The 20148-nt window shown below is 63.5% G+C and carries 17 protein-coding genes; 11 read left to right on the top strand and 6 right to left on the bottom strand.

Annotated features, from left to right (window positions below; genetic code table 11):
- The first annotated feature begins 128 nt into the window (after positions 1-128).
- A complete protein-coding gene (locus ACIP90_RS12715; RefSeq protein WP_400579681.1) occupies positions 129-1214 on the top strand; it encodes a zinc-dependent alcohol dehydrogenase family protein in 1086 nt (361 codons plus the stop codon).
- Positions 1215-1319: 105 nt separating this feature from the next.
- On the opposite strand, the gene ACIP90_RS12710 is transcribed toward ACIP90_RS12715, so the two are convergent.
- Genes ACIP90_RS12710 through ACIP90_RS12700 form a run of 3 tightly spaced genes read right to left on the bottom strand, consistent with a single transcriptional unit; the run spans position 1320 to position 5147 of the window.
- Positions 1320-2855: a PucR family transcriptional regulator gene (locus ACIP90_RS12710; protein ID WP_400579680.1), complete on the bottom strand. Its 1536-nt coding sequence runs from the start codon at positions 2853-2855 to the stop codon at positions 1320-1322.
- Positions 2848-3930 carry a DUF917 domain-containing protein gene (locus ACIP90_RS12705; protein WP_400579679.1) on the bottom strand — a complete coding sequence of 361 codons (1083 nt, stop codon included), beginning with the start codon at positions 3928-3930 and terminating at the stop codon, positions 2848-2850. The genes ACIP90_RS12710 and ACIP90_RS12705 overlap by 8 nt, the downstream gene beginning before the upstream one ends.
- A complete protein-coding gene (locus tag ACIP90_RS12700) occupies positions 3927-5147 on the bottom strand; it encodes a hydantoinase/oxoprolinase N-terminal domain-containing protein (protein WP_400579678.1) in 1221 nt (406 codons plus the stop codon). Before ACIP90_RS12700 ends, ACIP90_RS12705 begins: the two co-directional genes overlap by 4 nt.
- Before the next feature lie 313 nt (positions 5148-5460).
- Between ACIP90_RS12700 and ACIP90_RS12695 the strand changes: the two genes are divergently transcribed.
- The 7 genes from ACIP90_RS12695 to ACIP90_RS12665 all read left to right on the top strand — a co-directional run bounded on the left by ACIP90_RS12695 (position 5461) and on the right by ACIP90_RS12665 (position 13731).
- Positions 5461-5649, top strand: a complete 189-nt coding sequence (locus tag ACIP90_RS12695) for a hypothetical protein (protein ID WP_400579677.1) — start codon at positions 5461-5463, stop codon at positions 5647-5649.
- A gap of 245 nt (positions 5650-5894) precedes the next feature.
- The gene (locus tag ACIP90_RS12690) at positions 5895-6950 is read left to right on the top strand and encodes a LacI family DNA-binding transcriptional regulator (protein WP_400579676.1); all 1056 of its coding nucleotides are present in this window, start codon (positions 5895-5897) and stop codon (positions 6948-6950) included.
- A gap of 332 nt (positions 6951-7282) precedes the next feature.
- Positions 7283-8245, top strand: coding sequence for an ABC transporter substrate-binding protein (locus ACIP90_RS12685; protein WP_400579675.1), 963 nt, complete (start codon positions 7283-7285; stop codon positions 8243-8245).
- 74 nt (positions 8246-8319) lie between these two features.
- Positions 8320-9852 carry a sugar ABC transporter ATP-binding protein gene (locus tag ACIP90_RS12680; RefSeq protein WP_400579674.1) on the top strand — a complete coding sequence of 511 codons (1533 nt, stop codon included), beginning with the start codon at positions 8320-8322 and terminating at the stop codon, positions 9850-9852.
- Positions 9845-10894, top strand: a complete 1050-nt coding sequence (locus ACIP90_RS12675) for a ribose ABC transporter permease (RefSeq protein WP_400579673.1) — start codon at positions 9845-9847, stop codon at positions 10892-10894. Before ACIP90_RS12680 ends, ACIP90_RS12675 begins: the two co-directional genes overlap by 8 nt.
- A 114-nt stretch (positions 10895-11008) precedes the next feature.
- Positions 11009-12358: a hypothetical protein gene (locus tag ACIP90_RS12670; RefSeq protein ID WP_400579672.1), complete on the top strand. Its 1350-nt coding sequence runs from the start codon at positions 11009-11011 to the stop codon at positions 12356-12358.
- Positions 12359-12726: 368 nt separating this feature from the next.
- Positions 12727-13731: a LacI family DNA-binding transcriptional regulator gene (locus ACIP90_RS12665; protein WP_400579791.1), complete on the top strand. Its 1005-nt coding sequence runs from the start codon at positions 12727-12729 to the stop codon at positions 13729-13731.
- Between the two features lie 508 nt (positions 13732-14239).
- On the opposite strand, the gene ACIP90_RS12660 is transcribed toward ACIP90_RS12665, so the two are convergent.
- The 3 genes from ACIP90_RS12660 to ACIP90_RS12650 all read right to left on the bottom strand — a co-directional run bounded on the left by ACIP90_RS12660 (position 14240) and on the right by ACIP90_RS12650 (position 16805).
- Positions 14240-14965, bottom strand: a complete 726-nt coding sequence (locus ACIP90_RS12660; RefSeq protein ID WP_400579671.1) for an SDR family oxidoreductase — start codon at positions 14963-14965, stop codon at positions 14240-14242.
- 86 nt (positions 14966-15051) lie between these two features.
- A complete protein-coding gene (locus ACIP90_RS12655; protein WP_400579670.1) occupies positions 15052-15957 on the bottom strand; it encodes an aldose 1-epimerase family protein in 906 nt (301 codons plus the stop codon).
- Entirely contained in the window at positions 15954-16805 is an 852-nt protein-coding gene (locus ACIP90_RS12650) for a class II fructose-bisphosphate aldolase (protein ID WP_400579669.1), read from the bottom strand. The genes ACIP90_RS12655 and ACIP90_RS12650 overlap by 4 nt, the downstream gene beginning before the upstream one ends.
- A gap of 136 nt (positions 16806-16941) precedes the next feature.
- On the opposite strand from ACIP90_RS12650, the gene ACIP90_RS12645 reads away from it, so the two are divergent.
- From ACIP90_RS12645 to ACIP90_RS12635, 3 genes are read left to right on the top strand one after another with little or no spacing between them, the layout of a single operon-like run.
- Positions 16942-18315, top strand: coding sequence for an L-fuculokinase (locus ACIP90_RS12645; RefSeq protein WP_400579668.1), 1374 nt, complete (start codon positions 16942-16944; stop codon positions 18313-18315).
- Complete coding sequence (locus ACIP90_RS12640; RefSeq protein WP_400579667.1) at positions 18315-19121, top strand: DeoR/GlpR family DNA-binding transcription regulator; 807 nt, start codon at positions 18315-18317, stop codon at positions 19119-19121. The genes ACIP90_RS12645 and ACIP90_RS12640 overlap by 1 nt, the downstream gene beginning before the upstream one ends.
- A complete protein-coding gene (locus ACIP90_RS12635; RefSeq protein ID WP_400579666.1) occupies positions 19118-20089 on the top strand; it encodes a 1-phosphofructokinase family hexose kinase in 972 nt (323 codons plus the stop codon). The genes ACIP90_RS12640 and ACIP90_RS12635 overlap by 4 nt, the downstream gene beginning before the upstream one ends.
- The last annotated feature ends 59 nt before the right edge of the window (positions 20090-20148 follow it).

Genomic DNA, 20148 nt, shown 5'->3' with positions numbered 1-20148 from the left:
ATACGGGGACGGGTAACCACATCGGTCCGTAACCCCGGCGGCATCAGCGCCGGCTAACCCAATCAAAATCAAAACGTGGCGTACAGCACCACGCAAAACGGAGGTACGGCGATGTCCGGACGGACCATATGTATCAACCCCATGATGACCCACGCTTACCATGTCCCTATCGGACTGCTGTCCCCCCTCAAGCCCAACCTCTCGCTGGCCCAGCGATGAGCAGGCCGGAATCCGCGGTTCTCTTCCGCAAATTAGGCGGCCCCGAAGTGCTGGCCGTCGAAGCTGCTTCTCCACGTCAAGTCGCCGAAAACGATGTCCGCATCAATGTCGCAGCATTCGCACTCAACCGGGCAGATTTAATGTTTATCCACGGAGAGCACTACACCATCCCGGTGTTCCCTTCGCGCATTGGGTCGGAGGCAGTGGGCACGGTCACCGAGATCGGCGAAAACGTCACCGCCTTCAACATCGGCGACCGCGTCACGAGCATTCCCTTCTTCACCGCAACGGACGGCGTGCAGGGAACAACCGCCGTCCTACCGGCGGACTACCTAACCCTTGCTCCACGGGATCTTTCGGATGCCCAGGCCTGCTCTGTTTGGATGCAATATCTCACGTCTTACTTCGCCTTCGCAGAGGCAGCCAATCTCGGATGCGAAGACACAGTGCTCATCACTGCCGCCGCCAGTTCGGCCGGGCTTGGCGCCATCGAGATCGCACGCGCACTTGGGGCGAAGGTGGTCGCGACGACACGCTCGGAGAAGAAGCGGTCGCTCCTCCTCGAGGCCGGCGCAAACGAAGTAGCCCTCGTGGGAGTCGACGACCTCGGCGAGGTCATCGACCGAACCACTGATGGCAAAGGCGTCCGGGTCGCTTTCGATCCTGTCGGAGGAGACTCCCTCGGTACCTACGTCGATCACCTCGCACCCAACGCCGTCATTTTCGGCTACGGAACGCTGAGTGATTTGCAGCCGGTTATCCCTATGGCCGCAATGTGCAGAACTCAATCAGTTTTCCACCCGTACTCAATGTTCAACCACGTCGGACGGGCCGATGAGCGGCGGCGAGGTGTCGACTTCATCCTCGAGCGGATTAGCTCCGGCGCCCTGCGGCCCAGAGTTGACAGGATCTTTGCTTACGACCAAGTGCTTGACGCCTACCGCTACATGGAGTCGAACGAACAGTCAGGGAAGATTGTCGTCGAAATAAGTTAGCCCTGCCGCGCCTGGATCCGTGTCCGTGGAACAGTCCGGCGGACACGGACCGGGGTCGCAAGCCAGAAATCCTCGACCCAATCATGAAGGAATCAGACTGGGAACTCAGGGGAGTCCTTTCTGGTTTTCGAGGGGGTCTTCGGAAGTCGTATTGTCTGGCATAGATCGCCGCAGCACTTTGGCGATGAGGTGGACGGACAGCAGCTCAGAGGGGATATCAAGCGGGACACCGAGTTCCCGTGCCCGGTTAAGCCGGGCCTGCAGGGTGTTCCGGTGCAGGTTGAGGGATTTCGCAGCGAGACTCACTGAGCCGCGGTGATCGAGGAAGGCGGCCACCGCGGTAATGATCACGTCGCGGTCAGGGGATGCCATCAGTCGCGGCAGTGCCAGTTCGGCCACGAGCGCGACGGCGTCCATGTCGACGAAGGTCGTGGCCGCGACCACGCCGAGGCTGGCGAAGCCCAGAACTGTGCCGGGCCCAATTGACCGGGCCGATTCAGCAGCCAGCCGCGCCTCACGCACGATCAACGCCAGCGCCGGGGCATCCTCCTGCCATCGGGACAGTCCCGTCACCAGGCCAAGCTCGGCAAGAGCTGGCCCCAGCCGTGTCCTGATTCGGGTTTCGAGCTGGGTCGAGGCGTCCTGATCCCCGGCCGGTACGAGCGTCAGCCAGCCGCCTTGAACCTCAGCCAAGGGGCTGCGTACTGTGACCTTGCGCCAGAGCAGGCGCAACACGGCCGTCAGCTCGGGCCGATGGTCTTGCACCTGCCCGCTGCGGAACCACACGGCCACGTACGGCTCCCCTTCGCGCCAGCCCAACTGGTTCAGTAGATGTCGGTGTTTTTCCTGGAACTCCGCGCCTGACGCGTCAGAGTCCTGATCCAACCCGGCGATCGCTGCTGTGGGAACGGCCCGGGCAGTGCTGAGTAGGTCCTCCAACAGCCAGGCTGCCTTCACCGCGGGGGTGGCCACCTCAAGGACTGAGCGGACCAGCCGGAGGTTGTAGACGCCGGAAGTGGGCACGCGGGCCGTGAGGGTGAAGCGGACGGCGCTGCTGGCATCGCCGACTTGCACGGTGATGACTTCGTCAGTCTCCCGTGGAGGCATTCCGGCGGAGGCCAGAACCACGCCGTCGTGCTCCAGGGAAACTCCGACCCCGTCCAGTTCCCTGGAAATGGTCTTGAGGACATCACCGAGTGTGGTGTCCTTTGCGACTGTCCGGGCGACCCTGGCTAGTTCCGCATCGACCACTGACAGGGCCGCTCCGATCTCGGCCGCCAGCGCCAAGGCAAGGGCGGCAGGCTCCCCGTCAGTAGCCAGCAGGGTGATGCCCAACCGCTCCGCCAGTCCGACCGCCGCGCTTGCATAGGCGCTGCCGGCCACGACGACGGCGCTGGCCCGCCGCTCCCAGGCGTGTCGCAGTGCCGCGGACACCAGCCAGCCCCCGGATCCCATCTCTGAGGAGAGGACCACCACAGTATTGGGCCGCACCTGCCGGATTGCCTCAAGCTGGGAGACGAGAACGACACTTTCTATCAACCCGCTGGATGGAGTGAGATATAGCCGTGTGGTGCCACGGAGGGAGCCGTGCGCCAATAGCCCGGCGACATCGAGCCGCGTTTCATTTTTCGATCTACGCATGTCGCCGCCTTGGGTGCACGATCGGAATGCCGAAGGCCTTTGGCTCAGCGAGATCAAGCCCCGCTTCCGTGTACCACTGCGCCGCTGCCGTGATCTTCACGATGTCGATGACGTCGCCCACCTGGACGTCGTCGATGTTGACCACCGTGCCCTGCTCGGAATTGAGCAGCGTCACCATGTCCGGGACGGCTGCTGTTACCGCACCATCCACGAGAACCAACAGGATCTCATTCTGGATTTCAAGACGGACGATGCGTCCGGTGGTTTCGTCTTCGAGCGTTACGCTGGACGGCTGCGCCGGCAGGCCGAGGTCGGTGGGCCGGGAGAGGCTTTCGATGTGGCTCACACGGGCCCGGGCGATGCGCGTGGCGCCGAGGAGATCGGCGAGCAACAACAGCTTTCTCTCAACCGGCGTGCTCGCGTCGAGGATTTGACCGATCCGGATCATCCGGCTGATGGAGCCATGGACGCCATGCTCCCTCAGCTGTTCTGCGGAACACGGATACATGGCGGTGGCTGCCCAGCCGCCGAGTTCGGTCACCAACGCACGCACCAGCGTTTCGGCCCGCTGCGGGCTTTCGACCTCAACCACCGCCCGTTCCCCGGTTACCCCCATGAGCGCGATGGGGCCGATCGCCACGTTTCCAATGTTCAGCGTGGTCTGGCTGATCAAGGGGAAAACGCGGCCCATGGGGTCGGAATCGATGACGGGCAGCGAGGACTGCAGCCCAACCATGAGGGGGACGATTCCGTTGATGTTGGCGGCGGCGAGCGAATAGATCGCCCGCACCGGCCGGCCGAGACTGGCCTCGATGGCACGGATGCAGCCGAGGAACTCATCACCCACGGGAGGCATGTCGGCGATGAAAAGGCCCTGCGTCACCATTCCGACCGCCACCACCAGATCGTCGGGAGCAAGCTCGTCCACGGTGATGAGTTCCAATGACCGGTCCTCCATCGCCCGTTGGATCATTTCTGCGTAGATGTAGATGGCCGTCGGGTCGATGGTGCAGGTCAGAAAGTGGGCCCCGGTGCGGAGGTTCCGGACGTCCTCGGTAGTGAGTACGGTGCTCATGGCTTGGCTCTCCGCGCGGCTGGGAGCAGCACGTGTTCCTCGTCGGCGGACATGTCTCCTGCCGCTTGCACCCGGATGCGAACGATTCCGGGGTTGCCGTAGGGCATGGCATAGACGTTCGATTCAAGGATGTGGGTTTGCCCGGGGCTGGCGCCCAACTGGACCGCCGCTGAGTGGGCGTCCTCTTCAGCGAGGTTCTGTGCGCGTTTCAGGTCCACACGGCCGCCGACGGTCTCGAGCCTGTCGATCCAAGCTGTCAGCGGGGCCACGGCAGACCCTACCAGCGCGGCGTCCTGCACCGCCGGAAGCGTGGGCACCAGCCCGAAGGGCAGTGCAGTCTCCTGCCCCTCGCGGAGGTCGGCAATCACGGAGGGGATGTCGGTGCGAACCGGATGGTGGACGGTGTATGGCTCCAGAATGGCGGCGTTGCTGGCGAGGCTTGCGTCAAATCCTTGGCGAATAAGGCTTCTGGCGACAGGCAGGCCTCCACGGGTGTGGCCCACGGTGACCCCGGCCTCCATGCAGAGAATGACTTCCCCCTCGGGGATTCCCGCCAACGTGGCCGCACCAAGGATTCCCATCGCGGGCTCGGCGCGCAACCCGTGCACAGGCGCCAAGGCCAGCCGTGACAGAGGTGCGCGGCCGCCGTCGTTCTTTGCAAACGACAAGAGGGTGGCCGGGAACTGGCGCCGGCCTGCCTCCTCAAGCATGGCAGCCAGCTCTTCCCCCGTCTCCATCAGGGCGCTGTTAAGGATGGCCGTGTAGTCGCGGTCCCGGAAAACGCTGGAATAGAAGTCACTGGAAATACTGATCCGCATATCTCTGTCGTTGCTTAGGATGGCATCGGCGATGCGCGTTTCATGGTCCATTGACGCCGTCGAACCGACGGAAGTGATCGCCACGTTCCGCACGTCACTGGCAAGGATGCCGGGGAGATCGGCCAGGAACGACTCCAGATCCAACCGGGCCAGAGGCTGTCCCCGCAGGTCGTGTCCCCCGCGGACATGCACGGTCCGGGTCACCGCCGGTTCAACAAGGGGTGGCAGCACGGTCATGTGAAAGTCGTCCGCGGGGGGACGGGGCGAAATACGGATGGCGACGACGTCGGCCAGTTTCCGCTCCACCAAGACCCGTCCGACGTCGGCAGTGATCTCCGTGATGCCTGACCCGAACTTCCGACGGAGCCCGGACAGGGACGACTCCAATGCTTCCGACAAGCTGCCCGCGTGCACCTCCCGAGCGGCGGAAACTACAGTCCGCCCGTCCAGTACAACGGTCCGGCAGTTGGTTCCCTGTAGCCGCAGTCCCACTCTCATTGTTCAGTTCCTGCCTGGCGTCTACCAACGATGAGTATCTGCCGAGTGGTGAATATCTTCCATGTGTATAGAGTGCACTACTAGTCGTCCTCTAGTGCTCCTCCAAGTCGCTGAGAGAGCATCGTTTGCGTGCTCCTCGGCCTATCGAGACGTTGACGAAGATACCCAGCGCGGCCCGTTAGCTAAGTCCCACAGCACGGGCACAGAATACCGGGTGCTGGAGACCCTCAAAGGGCGCACCGACGCCCTGGAGAAAAAGGCAGCGGAGCGCCAGCTCCTGGGCGACGCAGGAAGGACGGGACAGCGCGCCGGTCATGTCCGCAGCTATGACGAGAAGATGCGAGGCCGGGCTAGTGTTCAGTTCGACATCGCCTTCCAAGCCGTCCACCGGACTGCAGGGTGAAGCCTGACGTCCACCGGCTAGGGATGCGATCCCGGTGAGGAGCGCCAATCCCGGCTGATTTCGTCGTGAGTGGGGCAACCAATCCGGTTGTCGGCGTCGAGGTCAGAATTTGAGCGGGAGAACCGCAGACATCACCCCTCTTGACGTGTGCGTACGATCACACTTATCGTTAACCCTAATCCTTTAGGTAACGCGATCGGAACCTCGCGAACCTTTTCCCTAAACGATTAGAAAGTAGTCCGAATATGGCCAAGAAGCCCACGTTGCGGGACCTGAGCGAAGCGACAGGCCTGTCTTCCTACACGGTTTCGCGCGCCCTGAGTAACGGCGCGGATGTCTCGGAAGCGAGCCGGAAGCTGGTGTTGAAGGCCGCCCGGGAGCTTGGTTACGTCCCGAACCGTGCCGCGCAGGAGCTCCGCAAGAAATCGCGCAGTTCGATCGCGGTCATCACGGCGAGCACCTCGAACTACTACTACCTGGATCTGATGAAGGGCATCCAGCGGGTCCTGCGCGGAACCAGCCGGAACGCCGTCGTCGCCGATATCGCCGCGGAAGGTGTATACACGCCCGAGGTGGAAGATGCGACCATTCAGGATCTGATCCAGTCGCGGACGGCTGGCATCATCACCACGCTGACGCTGAGCAAGGAGAACGTCAAGCTCCTCGAAAGCTGGGACATTCCGGTGGTTTTCGTCGACTCGGCGCCGCCGGAGGACGCGACACAGGTTCCGAGCATTCTCACGGATAACTTTGCAGCGAGCATGAAAGCCGGAGCCCACCTCGCCCAGCACGGACGTAGGGATTGGCTTTTCCTGGCCTATCCGGGGCGCTGGTCCACGCGGGCGGAGCGGGAGCGTGGTCTCCGTGAGGCGGCCACGAAGTATGGGGCCGCGCTGCGCGTACTGGAGACGGAAAACGACTCCGACTCGGCGTATAAGACACTGTCGGGCTACCTGGAGACCCCGGGGCAGGCCCTGCCCGAGGCGATCATCGCGGGAAACAACCCTCTGCTCCACGGTGTCCTGACCGTGCTCCAGCAGCGTGGAATTGCTGTCCCCGGCCAGGTGGCGCTCATAGCGTTTGATGAGTTTGCCTGGGCGCCCTTGCTGGATCCTCCACTGACAGTGGTGGATGAAGACAGCGAATCGATCGGAGTTCTGGCCGCGCAGACGCTGACCCGGATCCTGGACGGGCAGCTGGAGGCCGAACGGCGGGGCCAGCCCCCCGTTCCCTACTACCGTCCTGAAGACCGCCGGGAGGTGACCGCGGACTTGATCGTGCGACAGTCTTGTGGATGCTGAGCTCCAGCTCCTCCTGACTCAAAGAAGCAACAAAGGTTCCGAGCCGTCTTGGCTCAGCAGCGCCTCTGGCGCGGCAGACAAGGGCCTTCCTTCCCACCCGCCCGGCCCTGCAGAAGCACCGCTGCTTTGGTACTCGAAGAGGGTACCGGCAAGCCCGGTTCCAGCGGAGTGACCTCTCAGGGGTTGTCATACCGCGGGAACCGACCCGAAAGGCCCGGTCCTCGCATCGAAGCGAGCCCGGTGTAACACCACTACCAATTCCATCACCCCGTTTTTTACGGACCTGGCCAGCCGTCACGGCCTCACCGGTTCCGGTTCAAAGGAGATCGAAAATGAATCAGCTCGTTAAGAAGTCTGCAGTCTTCACGGCAGCCGCCTCACTGGCCGCGCTCAGCCTGACGGCCTGTACCTCTGGCGACACCCAGGCCGGGACCAACAAGCCGGCAAAGATCGAGAAGATCGGCCTCATGGTCCAGGACATGTCCAACCCGTTCTTTTCCGCGATGGACAAGGGAGCCAAGGAAGCCGCAGCGAAGATCGGCGCCACCGCGAACACGCAGGACGCCCAGCTTGACCTGGCGAATCAGAATACCCAGATTGATACCTTCATCCAGCAGGGCGTGAACCTGATTGTCATCAGCGCAGTGGACGAAAACGGCATCCAGCCGGCGATCGAGCGGGCGAAGCAGGCGGGCATCATTGTCATCGCCGTGGACACCCCTGCCAAGAGCGCCGACGCCGTGGTGATGACCAACGCAGTCCAGGCCGGCGAAAAATCATGCCAGTACCTGTTCGAGCAGATGGGCGGAAAGGGAAATGTTCTTCTGGTGGACGGAACCCCGCTCCAGACGATCCGGGACCGTATCACCGGTTGCAAGAACGTCGTGAAGAAGTTCCCTGACATCAAAATTGTTGGGCAGCAGGCCTCTAAGAACGACCGAGCCTCCGGTCTCGCCGTAACCACGGACATGCTCACGGCCGCCCCCGACGTCCAAGGCATCTTCGGAATGAACGACCCGTCTGCCCTCGGTGCTGTTTTGGCCGTCCAGCAGGCCAAAAAGGCCGGCACGGTGAAAGTCACCGGCGTCGATGGCAGCCCGGAGGCCGTGGCCGAACTCAAGCAGCCCGGATCGCCTTTCATCGGAACCGCGACGCAGAATCCCGCCGAGATGGTCCGCAAGGCTGTCGAGGTCGCCCAGAACATCATCGACAACAAGCCCCCGGCAGAAACCACGATCCTGATCCCCAGTGAGCTCGTGACCCGGCCGAACGTCAGCCAGTACAAGGGCTGGTAAGGCTCCCCCACTGCCGTGTGGGGTCGCTCCAATCCCGCAGCGGCCCCACGCAACCGGACCGAGAATAGGCCGCCATGACCACAACTTCCTCCCGCCAGCCGCTGCTGCAGCTGGAAAGCATCACAAAACGCTTTGGCGCCACACTTGCGCTCAACAACGTCCACTTCGACCTGCGCGCCGGTGAAGTACACGCCCTGATGGGCGAGAACGGGGCAGGTAAATCCACCCTGATGAAGATCCTGGCCGGGAACGTAACCCGCGATTCCGGACGCATCCTGATCGACGGCAACGAAATCGACATCCGTTCCCCGCACGAGGCCGTGTCCAACGGCATCGCCATCATCCACCAGGAGCTGAACACGGTGCCGGCGATGACAGTTGCCGAGAACCTGGCCCTCGGACGGGAACCTTCGACCAGACTCGGAGCGTTGGATCGCCGTGCCATGATCGCCCAAGCCCGTGAAAAGCTGGCACGGGTCGGTGCACGGATCGACCCGCGAACGGAGCTCGGCCAGCTCAGTGTCGGCATGCAACAGATGGTTGAGATTGCCCGCGCTGTCAGCGAGAACGCCCGAATCCTGGTACTCGACGAACCAACAGCTGCCCTCTCCCGCAGCGAAACCCTCCATCTTTTCCAGATCATCAACGAACTGCGCGAGGCAGGCGTCGGACTCGTGTACATCTCCCACCGCATGGAGGAGGTCTGGGAGCTCGCGGACCGTGTGACCGTATTCCGCGACGGAACATACGTCGGTACCCGGGGAAAGACTGAAATCAGCCCGCCCGATGTCGTACGGATGATGGTGGGCCGCAACCTCGAGGACCTGTACCACCACGACCGGCACAGCCCGGGAGAGGTCATGTTGGACGTGAAGGGACTCACCGACGGAGCGGGAATCGGGCCGCTGAGCTTCCAGGTACGCTCGGGCGAGGTGGTCGCCTTGTCCGGGCTCATCGGGGCCGGCCGCACGGAAACGGCCCGGATGATCTTTGGCGCCGACCGCCCCCGTGGCGGCACCGTCACCGTCAAAGGCAAAGCGGCAACGGCCTCCAGCCCCGCCGAAGCAATCGCCCGCGGAATCGCCATGGTCCCGGAGGACCGCAAAGACCAGGCCTTGTTCGCGTCCCACAGCGTCGAGGACAACATCGCCATCAGCTCCCTCGGCGGCCACATAAGTGCCGGGGTGCTCCAACGGGCCCGCATCCGGAACGCCGTGAAAAAGCAGATGGAACGCCTGCACCTGCGGCAGAACGCCCTGCGCCTGCCGGTCAGTGCCCTTTCGGGCGGCAACCAGCAAAAGGCGGTTCTCGCCCGGTGGCTGATGCGCGCATCCGACGTGCTGATCCTTGACGAACCCACCCGGGGCGTGGACATCGGGGCGAAAAGCGAAATCTATGAAGTCATTAACGACCTGGCCAAGGCCGGCAAGGCCATCCTGGTCATCTCCTCGGACCTGCCCGAAGCGATCGGCATCAGTGACCGACTCCTGGTGATGCGCTCCGGCCGGATCGTTCAGGAACTCAACTCACGCACCGCCAGCGAAGAGGACGTCATGTCCCACGCTACCGGTACCGCAGCACAGATAAACGGAGAATTCCATGACTAACCAGGCTCTCAACAACCCACAGGATGCAGGGGTCCGGCCAGAGGCCGCACCTGCGCCCGCCCGCGGCTTCGACTTCGCCTACTGGTGGGACCGGGTCGGCATCCTCGTCGTCCTGATAGCACTCGTGGCGCTGATGGTCGTCATCGCCCCGAACTTCGCGAGCGTCAACAACCTGCTCAACATCGCCCGGTCAATCTCGATCAACGCCATCCTGGCCGCCGGCATGACCTTCGTCATTCTGGCCGCGGGCATTGACCTCTCCGTCGGCTCCATACTGGCCGTTTCCGGTGTCGCATCGGTCATGACAGGCATTGCAGGACTGCCCGCCCCCCTGGCGATCCTGGTCGGAGTCCTGACAGGGGCGGTCGCAGGACTGATCAACGGCATACTCAGCGCCTATCTGGCCCTGGCCGCCTTCATCGTCACCCTGGGCACCATGACCTTCCTGCGGGGACTGGCCTACACCATGACCGACGGCCAACCCATTGTCTCGAACACGCTCAGTTTCCGGGACATCGGCAACGGCTACTTGGCCGGCATTCCGGTGCCGGTGGTGATCATGATCATCGTCTACGTCGCGGCGTGGTTCGTCCTGGAGCGCACCCGCTATGGCCGGCACGTGTACGCGGTGGGCGGCAACGCAGAAGCCGCCCGGCTGGCGGGCATCAACGTCAAAGGCGTCCTGACTTCCGTTTATGTCATCGCCGGAGTCTGCGCCGGCCTCGCCGGCGTCATCTTCTCCGCCCGCGTCGTCTCAGCCCAGCCGACAGCCGGCACCGGCTACGAACTGGACGCCATCGCCGCGGTTGTCCTGGGCGGCACGAGCCTTGTGGGCGGACGGGGACGGATCTACGGCACCCTGATCGGCTCTATCATTCTCGGTGTCCTCAGCACAGGGCTGATCCTGATGAACGTCCAATTCTTCACCCAGCTGCTCATCAAGGGCCTCGTCATCATCCTCGCGGTGGCTATCGACAGCCTGAAACAACGCACCCTTCGCCTGCCGTGGTCCAGGGCCACCGCCATGCAAACACCCGCCTAAGAACACTCCCCCGTACCGGCAGCTACATCCTGCCCGCCCCAAGGAACAATCCGGCTACTTTCCTAAAGTGGCCGGGTTGTACCCCAACGCCAATAACTTGAGAGGAAAAGACCCGTGGCATTGCCCACCATCACCATCACGGACACGCTTCCCGGCCGACGGATCAACGAACCCGTGACCTTCACCGTCGACGCCGAATTGACCGAAAACCTCTGGACGGCAACCACCAGCGCCGGAGAGACTCTCATCTGCCAGCGGCTCCGCAACCAGCCCGCACCGGGCAAAACCACCTTCATCACCGTCGTGACCTTTGAAGGAAGCGTGGAACTCGCCCTGACCGCACCGGTCACCGGCCACGTCGACGGAATCACCGAACGGGAACCCGTCGAATCCGACGCCTTCGTCCGCCTCGACACGGGATACTTCGACCTCGAAATGTGCTCGGGCACCGCCGAAGGCACCGGCTCCTCAAAGTGGGGACTGCGTCACTTCGCCACCCTGAAAGAAGGCATCGACCTGCTGCCCTCAGGCAACAACGCCATCGGCGGGTTCTACGGACCCTTCTTCACCCCCGAGAACGGCCTCATCAACCCGCCCGAGCACACCACCGTCGAAATCGAAACCATCGAACACGGTCCGATCCTGCACCACTACCGGATGCACGGCACTGTCCCCGACGGCCTCCTTGAGGAGCTCAAAGGCAAGAAGTTTTCCATCGACTGGAAATTCACCCACGGCACACCCTACTTCACCCGCCGCTATCGCCTGGATGACTTCCAGACAGTCATCAACGGCCGCTCAATAACCAACAAGATCACCGTCGGCGACGAATTTGAAGCCGGCCAGGGCGAGGTGGTCTTCAACCGTTTTGAAGCATACGGCGGCACACGGTACCGCGCCGGGGACCCCTACGCTGCTGAACTCGCAAAAATGGTCGATGAAACCATCACCACCTCCCCCTCGAGCACGCCCAAGTTCCAGGATTTCCGCCGCCAGCTCACCGGCAATATCGAAGCCGCCCACTGGGACTTGTACTGGCGCCTGTTCTGCAGGTGGGAAGGTGCTCTGGACGAGGCGGAAATCCGCGACCGCCTCGCCCGGGTCAGGGCAAGCTCACACGTGCTCGCGGATCTCCCCGACCGGCAGTGGACAATTACAGACGGCCCCATCGACGTTTCCGCCCTGCCGCACGAAACCATCTTTCCCGGGCCGGCCTCCAAGACCGCGGAATTCCATTCAGAACTCGACAGAGCCATGGTGTGGTGGACCTCCGAACCCTCGGGAGCCTTCCAGATCGTCCAGCGCCGCCAATCAGGCTGGGTCAACTGGGGAACCAACGGAGAAAACGAATGCCCCGAACTTCCCGTCGGCGTCGAGATCAAAACCGCATACGGTATGTTCAGCGACGGCTGGCAGCAAGTAGCCGACCAACTGGAGACTGCACCCACGGTCCATCAGGCCTGAGGGCCGACAGATGGGCTTGGGACATGGCAGCGGCCAACATAATTCGCACAGACATCGCCGCCATTCTCCGGAGCCCAGTGTTGTAATTCCGGGCTCGGACGCCCTGTTGAGGGATCTGTCTCCGCAGGAACTCCGAGACCCTCCCTGCTGTGCAATCAGGATTATGCAATCAGGCGTCAGCCATCTCCTGGTCACGGCCCGGCCCGTTAGAGCACGGACGACGGAGCTCAGCAGCGACGCATTCAGCGACCCGACAAGCAAAATGAATTGAGGTGATCCAGACGGCAGAGCGAATGGCCGAGGCAAGTGAGACTACTAAGGACGGCGTCAGCTCGCATTCCGATGCGGTGGGAGTAGCCAGGCCGAAGATGCGTGACGTGGCTGCTTTGGCCGGCGTGGGAATCAAAACGGTTTCCCGAGTAATTAATGACGAACCTGGTGTTTCTGAAGCCACGCGCCGGAAAGTGCTGGCGGCGGCGAGGGCACTGAACTACCAGCTGGACATGGCAGCCCAAAGCCTCCGCCGGGCCGGCCGACAGACACAGTCCATCGGGCTGCTGCTTCCCAGCGTTGCCAACCCGTTCCATGGGCAGATCCACCGGGCCCTGGGGGATGTCCTGACCAGTCACGGCATGGCGGTCCTCGCGGCGAGCCTGGGTGATGACGCTGCACGTGAAGAGGCGCTGGTCAAAGCGTTTCTTCGGAGGCGTGTGGATGGACTGGTTCTGATCCCGGTCGCAAAAAGTCAGGGGTACCTGCCGGAACATTCCAGGGACCTTCCGATGGTCTTCAGCGACAGGGAACCGGTCGGTATCGACGCCGATGCAGTGGTTAGCGATAACGCCGCAGCCGCGGCCAAGGCCGCCGCTCACCTCATTTCCCAAGGCCACACCAAACTCGCCTACCTAGGTGGCCGCACGGATATCCAGACCGCCCGGGAGCGGCGCCGCGGCTTCATTGATGAGTTGGGCCGCGCAGGTATTTCGACCGACACCGTTCCCTTCCTGGAAGGACTACGCAGTGAGGAATCAGCACGGATGGCGGCAAGAGAGTTACTCACGGGCGCTGAACCGCCGACGGCCATTTTCTCTGCACAGATTCTGGTGACCTTCGGTGTCATGCGGGCCTTGCAGGAGCTGGAGCTGAACCGGGCTGTAGCCCTGGTCGGTTTCGGCGACTTCAACCTCTCGGACATGATGAACCCCGGCATAACGGTCGTCGCCCAACACCCCGAACGTATCGGCAGGGTAGCCGCAGAACGCATTCTGGCCCGTATCAACGGAGACCGACAGGAACCGCGAACTTACGTCGTCCCCTGTGAACTGATCCTCAGAGGGTCAGGGGAAGTTCCGCCGCCCCGCCTTGACCGGTGAGCTGCTCCGAGGCATGAATCCCCAACGGACGACGTGCCGCCGGCGCGACTGCTGGGCGAAGGTCAGGTCGAAGACGCAGCACAGGCGGTCCTTGCCGCCGCCAGAGCATTCGCGGCAGCAGGCCGACGGGTGAATTTTGAGCAGCTGACATTGAGGGCTGCGGTTAGCCGGGCATGGCGGATTGGATTCCGTACTGCCCCCTGGGCATGGAGCGGCTGGGAATGGGCAACCAACGGCAGGTTCCCAGGCCGGTGCGCCATTTTCGAACGACCAGGCGACAGGTTTATCAGCCCGAAGCTTCAGCACAACAAGGTCAGAGGCAGAGCGTTTTGGATTTCCAACAGCGCCCATAAGCCGTGGCATGGTCAACATCCTTCCACGAGCACAAGATGCTGGGTCAAGGAGTCAACAAAACTGGGGGCAGTCCCCATTTTGGGTCTTCACATATTCCTCCTGGTTGGTCAGATGAACGGCAATTCCTTCCGCTAGACCGGAGCTCACAGCCCTGCTATCCCCAGGATTGTTCGGACATGTGGCGGAAGGCGACCTCGAGGATCCTCAGATGCCGCGGGCGGGTTAGTGCGAACAGGACTACCTCGGCCACGTCGTCGGGGGTCATCATGTTTTCCAGTTCCGGCATGCCGGGAAGGCGCAGGCCCCGCCCCATCCCAAAGTTACTCGCAACCCCTCCCGGGCAGACATTGGTGCACCGGATGCCGCTGGCCCTGAGTTCGTGGTCCAATGAGCGTGTGAATCCGACTTGAGCGAACTTCGTGGCAACATATACGGCTTCGTCGGGCAGCCCGCGACGGCCTGCTTCGGATGCAACAGTGACGATGTCCCCTGCGCCTCTTTTTTGCAGGTAAGGAAGAGTGGCATGCACCGTGTTGAAGAGGCCCGTCACGTTGACGTCCGTCATTTCCTGAACGTCGCTGTCGGGGGTCTCGCTGAAGGGTGCCCAGGACCCCACCCCGGCGTTAGCGACGACGATGTCGATGCCACCAAAGTGCTCCGCCGTCCTTTCGGCGGCGTCCTGCAACGCCTCGCAGTCCCGGACATCGGCCACCGCCGTCAAGCTGTTGGGAAGACTGGGACCCAGTCCCGACCGCGACACCATGGAGACAGCGGCTCCCGACCTGGACAGGGCATTGGCGACGGCCGCACCAATGCCTCCGCTCGCTCCCGTGATGAAAGCAGTCTTGCCCGATAGTTGATGGCTGATGATTTCGTTCATAACATAACCGCCTGAGTCGATTCGATAGCTTTCACTTTGGTGTCGATCTGAGTCCAGTCCTGGCTGGAAGAGTGCTGGTCGCTGCGTCACAGTGCATGAACGGTCCAGCCGGCATTGTGGGTCGTTCCTGGGAGCAACGTCACGAGGTCTTCACCCGTGTTGAACGCGTTGGGAGGGCAGGTCATGGGTTCCACTGCCAGCCCGATGCGGTGCCGTTCGGGTATCTCATGGTCCGCGGTGTGAAGCTGGACCCATGGGCAAGCCTGTCCCCAAGTCATTGCGACTCCGGTACCGCAGGGATCCCGTAGCTGTAGGCGTACTTCGTCCTCGCCAGGGATGGTACGGAGATCGGTGAAGGCGTGGTCTATTGCCGTCTTACCGAGCCGTTGGGGGCGGCGGTAATCGAATGGTGTGCCGTCCACGGAGGTACGTTGGAGCGGAATGAGTTTGTCCGGCGTGACGTCGAGGAAGGTGCCTGCGTCCAGTTCCAGTGACCATGTATCCAGGGCGGATGGCCCGGCCATGAGGTACGGATGGGGGCAGGTCCCGTAGGGGGCAGCGTGTTCCCCGGTGTTCGTGGCGGCGACGGTGGTGTGAAAACCTGACTCGTCCACAACGTAGCTGACATCGACCAGCAACTCGAAGGGGTAGCCCTTGCTCGGGCGCAGTACGTGCCGCAGTCCCAGGCGTGATCGTTCATGGTAGAGAACGGTCCAGGGAACGTGGGAAACCAGGCCGTGTAGCGCCGCCGCCCTGGAGGGCTCGTTGATGGGAACCGTAAGCTCAACTCCCCCGAAAATGTAGCGGCCGTCAGGAATGCGGTTGGGCCAGGGCGCGACGATGGCGCCCCGGTAGTCAGGAATCGGCTCACCGGGAGCGAACGGGACAAGCAGGTCACGGCCCTCATGGGTGAGCATGCGCACGGCGGCCCCGTCTTGCGTCACCGCCGCGCTGTAGCCGGCTGCGGAAATTCTGTAGTCCCCGGCGTTCACGGGGCAGCCACCGGCCGCGTGGCCACGACCCGCAACAACCTGGCAGCGACTGCCGCGGTTTCCACCCGTGCTGGGGCGAGGTAGGCGCGGGGATCAACGATATCCGGGGCAGCCAGCGCGGAGCGGACCGCACCCGTGAATGCGACGTTCAGGATGGTCCCCAGATTGATCTTCACCATTCCTGACGCAACGGCAAGGACCACGTCGTCGTCGGGCACGCCTGAGGACCCGTGGAGGACCAGTGGCACGGCCACTGCATTTTTGATCCGGGCGATGAGGTCGTGATCCAGCCGGGCCGTCTGTGCCGTCATGGCATGGGAACTGCCGACGGCGACTGCCAACGAATCCACCCCGGTATCGGCGGCAAACCTGGCGGCTTCGACGGGGTCGGTGCGCACTCCGGGGGCGTGGGCACCGTTCTTTCCGCCGATTTCTCCGAGCTCGGCCTCGACGTGCCATCCGCGCAGATGGGCCCACCTGGCTGCGCCGCGCGTCGCGGCGATGTTGTCCTGGAACCCTAGGCGGGAGCCATCAAACATGACGGACGTGATGGCAGTTCCGGCCGCCTCGCGGAGAATTCGCTCGTCCTCGATGTGGTCCAGGTGCAGCGACACGCGGGCATGGGAGGACTCTGCCAGCGCCGCCAGCCCGCTCACGAGCGGCTTGAGCCGGCCGCGGTGGAACTTGATGCAGTTTTCGCTGATCTGCAGCACGGCAGGCAGTTCCGTTTGCTCGGCGGCCTCAATGATGGCTTCCCCGTGCTCAAGGCTGATGACGTTGAAGGCTGCCAGCCCGACGCCGCTTCCGACCGCGTCGCGCATGAGCTCCCCCGTGTGTGCCAATGTCATATGAAATCTCCGTTGCGTTTGGTTGGAGCCGCCAACCTTGTAATCAGCAGCTTTCAGATGTGAGCTTGACAACATCTCCAATGAAATACAACAATATCCAATATCTTCCAATCAACCAACAGGCAGGGGTGAACCGGTGCTTCTCGTAGGACTCGACATCGGCACGACGGCGGTCAAGGCCGTGGTCATTGACGAGCACGGCGCCGCCCTCGCCGAGGGCCGGGCCGCTACACCGTGGTCTGTTTCGCCATTGGGGGTTCAGCTGGAGGCCGCCGAGCTTCTCGAGGCCGCGGCCTCCGCCCTCACCTGTGCACTCGCCACGGCACCGGACGGTGCGGTGGCTTCCATCGGCATCACCAGCATGGGTGAATCGGGCGTGCTGACCGGCCCGGACGGCAAAGCCGTGGGCCCGGTGATCGCCTGGCATGACCGGCGGGATCTTGCCGAACTGGAGAGCCTGCGCGCTGCCATTTCCGAGGACGCGTTCTCCGTCCGAACGGGCCTGCCAATGCGGGAACAGTGGTCCCTGACCAAACACCGCTGGCTCCTGACCCATGTGCCGGAGACCCGGGGGGCGACCGCGCGCCTTAACATCGCGGAGTGGATGGCCTTTTCGCTGGGCGGAGCCCCCGTCTCCGAGCTCTCCCTGGCTTCGCGTACCGGCTGGCTGGACCTCGCTTCCCGCAACTGGTGGACCGAACCCCTGGAATGGTCGGGGGCCAGCCGGGCCCTCATGCCGGAACTGGTGGTGGCCGGGACCAACCTGGGTGCTGTGAGCGCCGAAGCGGGGATAAGCCGCCTCACCGGGGCCGCCATCACGGTGGCGGGACATGACCACCAGGCGGCGGTCGCCGGTGCGGGGGCTTACCTGCCCGGCGATGTCCTTGACTCCTGTGGAACTGCCGAGGCCCTGGTGCGCGTCATTGAACCAGCCCTTTCGGAACCGGCCCTGCTCGAGCTGACATCCGCCGGAATTACTGCAGGCTGGTCCGTCTTTGAGGACAAATGGGCACTGCTCGGCGGCACACAGGCCGGGCTGGTCCTCCAGAACGCGTTGAAAATGCTCGGCCTCGACAGCGCCGACATCGCACGCCTTGACGCCGATCCCTCCCACGGCGTCGGTCCGCTTCATGCCACGATCGACGCCGGGCAGGGACTTTCGCTTCACGGCGTCACCGGGGCAACGAGCCAGGCAGACATCTGGCGGGCCGCGCTGGATGCCGTCACCCGGCAGGCCGTGGAAATTCACTCCCTGATGACCCGGGCGGCAGGCTCCCCGTCCCGGATGGTGGTGACCGGCGGCTGGTCCCGCAGCAGCGGACTCCTGCAGAGCAAGGAAAGAGTGTTCGGCGCCCTCACGGTGTCACCGGCCAAGGAATCGGGTGCACGCGGCGCCGCCTTTTTCGGAGGCCTCGCTGCGGGGATCTACGGATCTGCTGCAGATTTTCCCTCCGGCGCGGGCCCGCGCCCATCCTCAAATACCGCCCTCCAACCGGAAGGGGCCCTGTGATGCACGCCGTCCCCGGCCGCAATGAGCCGCGCTCCGATTCCCGGGTTCCATTCCCGGAGCAGCGGCGCGGACTCATCCTTGAGCGCCTCCGCGCCGAAGGCCGCGCCGACGCGGCCTCGATCGCAGAGGAGCTGGGCGTCACCGGTGAAACCGTGCGCAAGGACCTCATGGCCCTGGACCAGCTGGGCCTCCTGCGCCGGGTTCACGGCGGAGCCGTACCCGTGGGTCGCCTGACCTACGAGCCAGCCGTCTCGATGCGGACAGGCTTCATTGACGAAAAGACCCGTATCGCCAAGGCAGCGCTGCGGCACCTGCCCACCGGCAGTTCGGTGCTGCTCGATGCGGGATCCACCACAGGCAGGCTGGCCGCGATGTTCCCGCATGACAAGGAGTTAACCGTGTACACGAACACACTCAGTATCGCCATTGGCCTCCTGGACAGGCCGTTGCTGACGGTTCACACGCTGGGCGGACGGGTCCGTCCATTGACGGAGGCCGAAGTGGACGACTGGGCATCCCGGTCACTATCCGAGATCAACGTTGACATTGCCTTCCTCGGAGCGAACGCGATTTCGGTAGACAGGGGGCTTACCACTCCGGATCCGGCGGAAGCCGCAGTGAAGAAGTTGATGCTGGAAAGCGCCCGGCGGCGCGTCCTGTTGGCGGATCACAGCAAATTCGGGTGCGTGAGCAACTGCAAACACGCCGACCTTGCCGACATCGACCTCCTCATCACCGACTCCGGCCTTGACGGCCGCGAGCTCAAAGCCGTCCAGGCGGCAGGGGTGGAGGTGGAACTGGCATGATTGTGACCGTTTCACCGAATCCCAGCATGGATCGCACCATGTCCATCGACCGGCTGCCGCACGGGGACATTGTCCGCAGCCACCGGAGTTACAGCGAGCCGAGCGGCAAGGGGGTTAACGTCGCCGTCGCGCTGCATGCCAACGCCATCGACGTCGTCACAGTCCTGCCCGCCGGCGGCTTTACCGGGGTGCAAATGACCGGAATGCTGTCCGACCTGGGCGTCCCGCATGTCGCGGTGCCGATCGCACAGGAGATCCGCAGCAATGTCAGCCTGGTGGAACCCAATGCGACTGTCACCAAGATCAACGAGGTGGGTCCCAGTTTGGACGATGCGGAGGCCGCATCGCTGATCCGGGCTGCCTTGGACCAGGTCGGCGCCGATGACTGGCTTGTCCTGTGCGGGACGCTGCCGGATGGAGCGGTGGAACGGCTGTACATCGACTTGGTGGAGGGGGCTCACGGACGGACCGCCCGCGTTGCCGTCGACACTTCGGGGGAACCCTTGCGGAACGTCCTTCCGTACGGGCCCGACCTGGTCAAGCCCAATGCCGGCGAGCTCGCGGAGCTCACCGGACGGTCGTTGGAGACCCTGGGGGACGTCGTCGACGCCGCCGAGGAACTTCGACACCGGGGAGCCCGGGCCGTCCTGGCAAGCCTCGGATCCGACGGAGCAATCCTCCTCGACGATTCCGGCTGCTATTTCGGCCAGGCACGGGTGGACCGCGTCGTCAGCGCCGTCGGCGCCGGGGATGCACTGCTTGCCGGCTTCCTCGCCGGCGGCGCAAACGGACCCCGCGCCCTCCGGGAGGGCTTGACGTGGGCGGCTGCGGCCGTCCAACACGAGGGCACTCTTTACCGCGGTGGTGGGCCACGGATAAAAGTGGACATCCGCGACGATCTCGACCGGAACCGAGCCCTCAAGGAACCCTGCACCGCAGCGGGCCAACCGGCGGGGAGCCTGATCTAAGCCCGCCCCTCCGCCCGCCAGCACCACCACAACCTCGGGCCCCAAGGCCCTTGCCTGGC

It is taken from the genome of Arthrobacter sp. NPDC093139, from assembly GCF_044754165.1.
In the GTDB taxonomy this organism is placed as follows: Bacteria; Actinomycetota; Actinomycetes; order Actinomycetales; family Micrococcaceae; genus Arthrobacter.
This window is presented reverse-complemented; position numbering and strand designations above follow the sequence as displayed.

Excerpts from the sequence above, each read along its gene's own strand:
- ACIP90_RS12705 (WP_400579679.1), bottom strand. The coding sequence starts at position 3,930 with ATGAGCACCGTACTCACTACCGAGGACGTCCGGAACCTCCGCACCGGG.
- ACIP90_RS12650 (WP_400579669.1), bottom strand. The coding sequence starts at position 16,805 with ATGACATTGGCACACACGGGGGAGCTCATGCGCGACGCGGTCGGAAGC.
- ACIP90_RS12680 (WP_400579674.1), top strand. The coding sequence starts at position 8,320 with ATGACCACAACTTCCTCCCGCCAGCCGCTGCTGCAGCTGGAAAGCATC.
- ACIP90_RS12685 (WP_400579675.1), top strand. The coding sequence starts at position 7,283 with ATGAATCAGCTCGTTAAGAAGTCTGCAGTCTTCACGGCAGCCGCCTCA.
- ACIP90_RS12665 (WP_400579791.1), top strand. The coding sequence starts at position 12,727 with ATGCGTGACGTGGCTGCTTTGGCCGGCGTGGGAATCAAAACGGTTTCC.
- ACIP90_RS12635 (WP_400579666.1), top strand. The coding sequence starts at position 19,118 with ATGATTGTGACCGTTTCACCGAATCCCAGCATGGATCGCACCATGTCC.
- ACIP90_RS12690 (WP_400579676.1), top strand. The coding sequence starts at position 5,895 with ATGGCCAAGAAGCCCACGTTGCGGGACCTGAGCGAAGCGACAGGCCTG.
- ACIP90_RS12715 (WP_400579681.1), top strand. The coding sequence starts at position 129 with ATGTATCAACCCCATGATGACCCACGCTTACCATGTCCCTATCGGACT.
- ACIP90_RS12710 (WP_400579680.1), bottom strand. The coding sequence starts at position 2,855 with ATGCGTAGATCGAAAAATGAAACGCGGCTCGATGTCGCCGGGCTATTG.
- ACIP90_RS12660 (WP_400579671.1), bottom strand. The coding sequence starts at position 14,965 with ATGAACGAAATCATCAGCCATCAACTATCGGGCAAGACTGCTTTCATC.
- ACIP90_RS12640 (WP_400579667.1), top strand. The coding sequence starts at position 18,315 with ATGCACGCCGTCCCCGGCCGCAATGAGCCGCGCTCCGATTCCCGGGTT.
- ACIP90_RS12675 (WP_400579673.1), top strand. The coding sequence starts at position 9,845 with ATGACTAACCAGGCTCTCAACAACCCACAGGATGCAGGGGTCCGGCCA.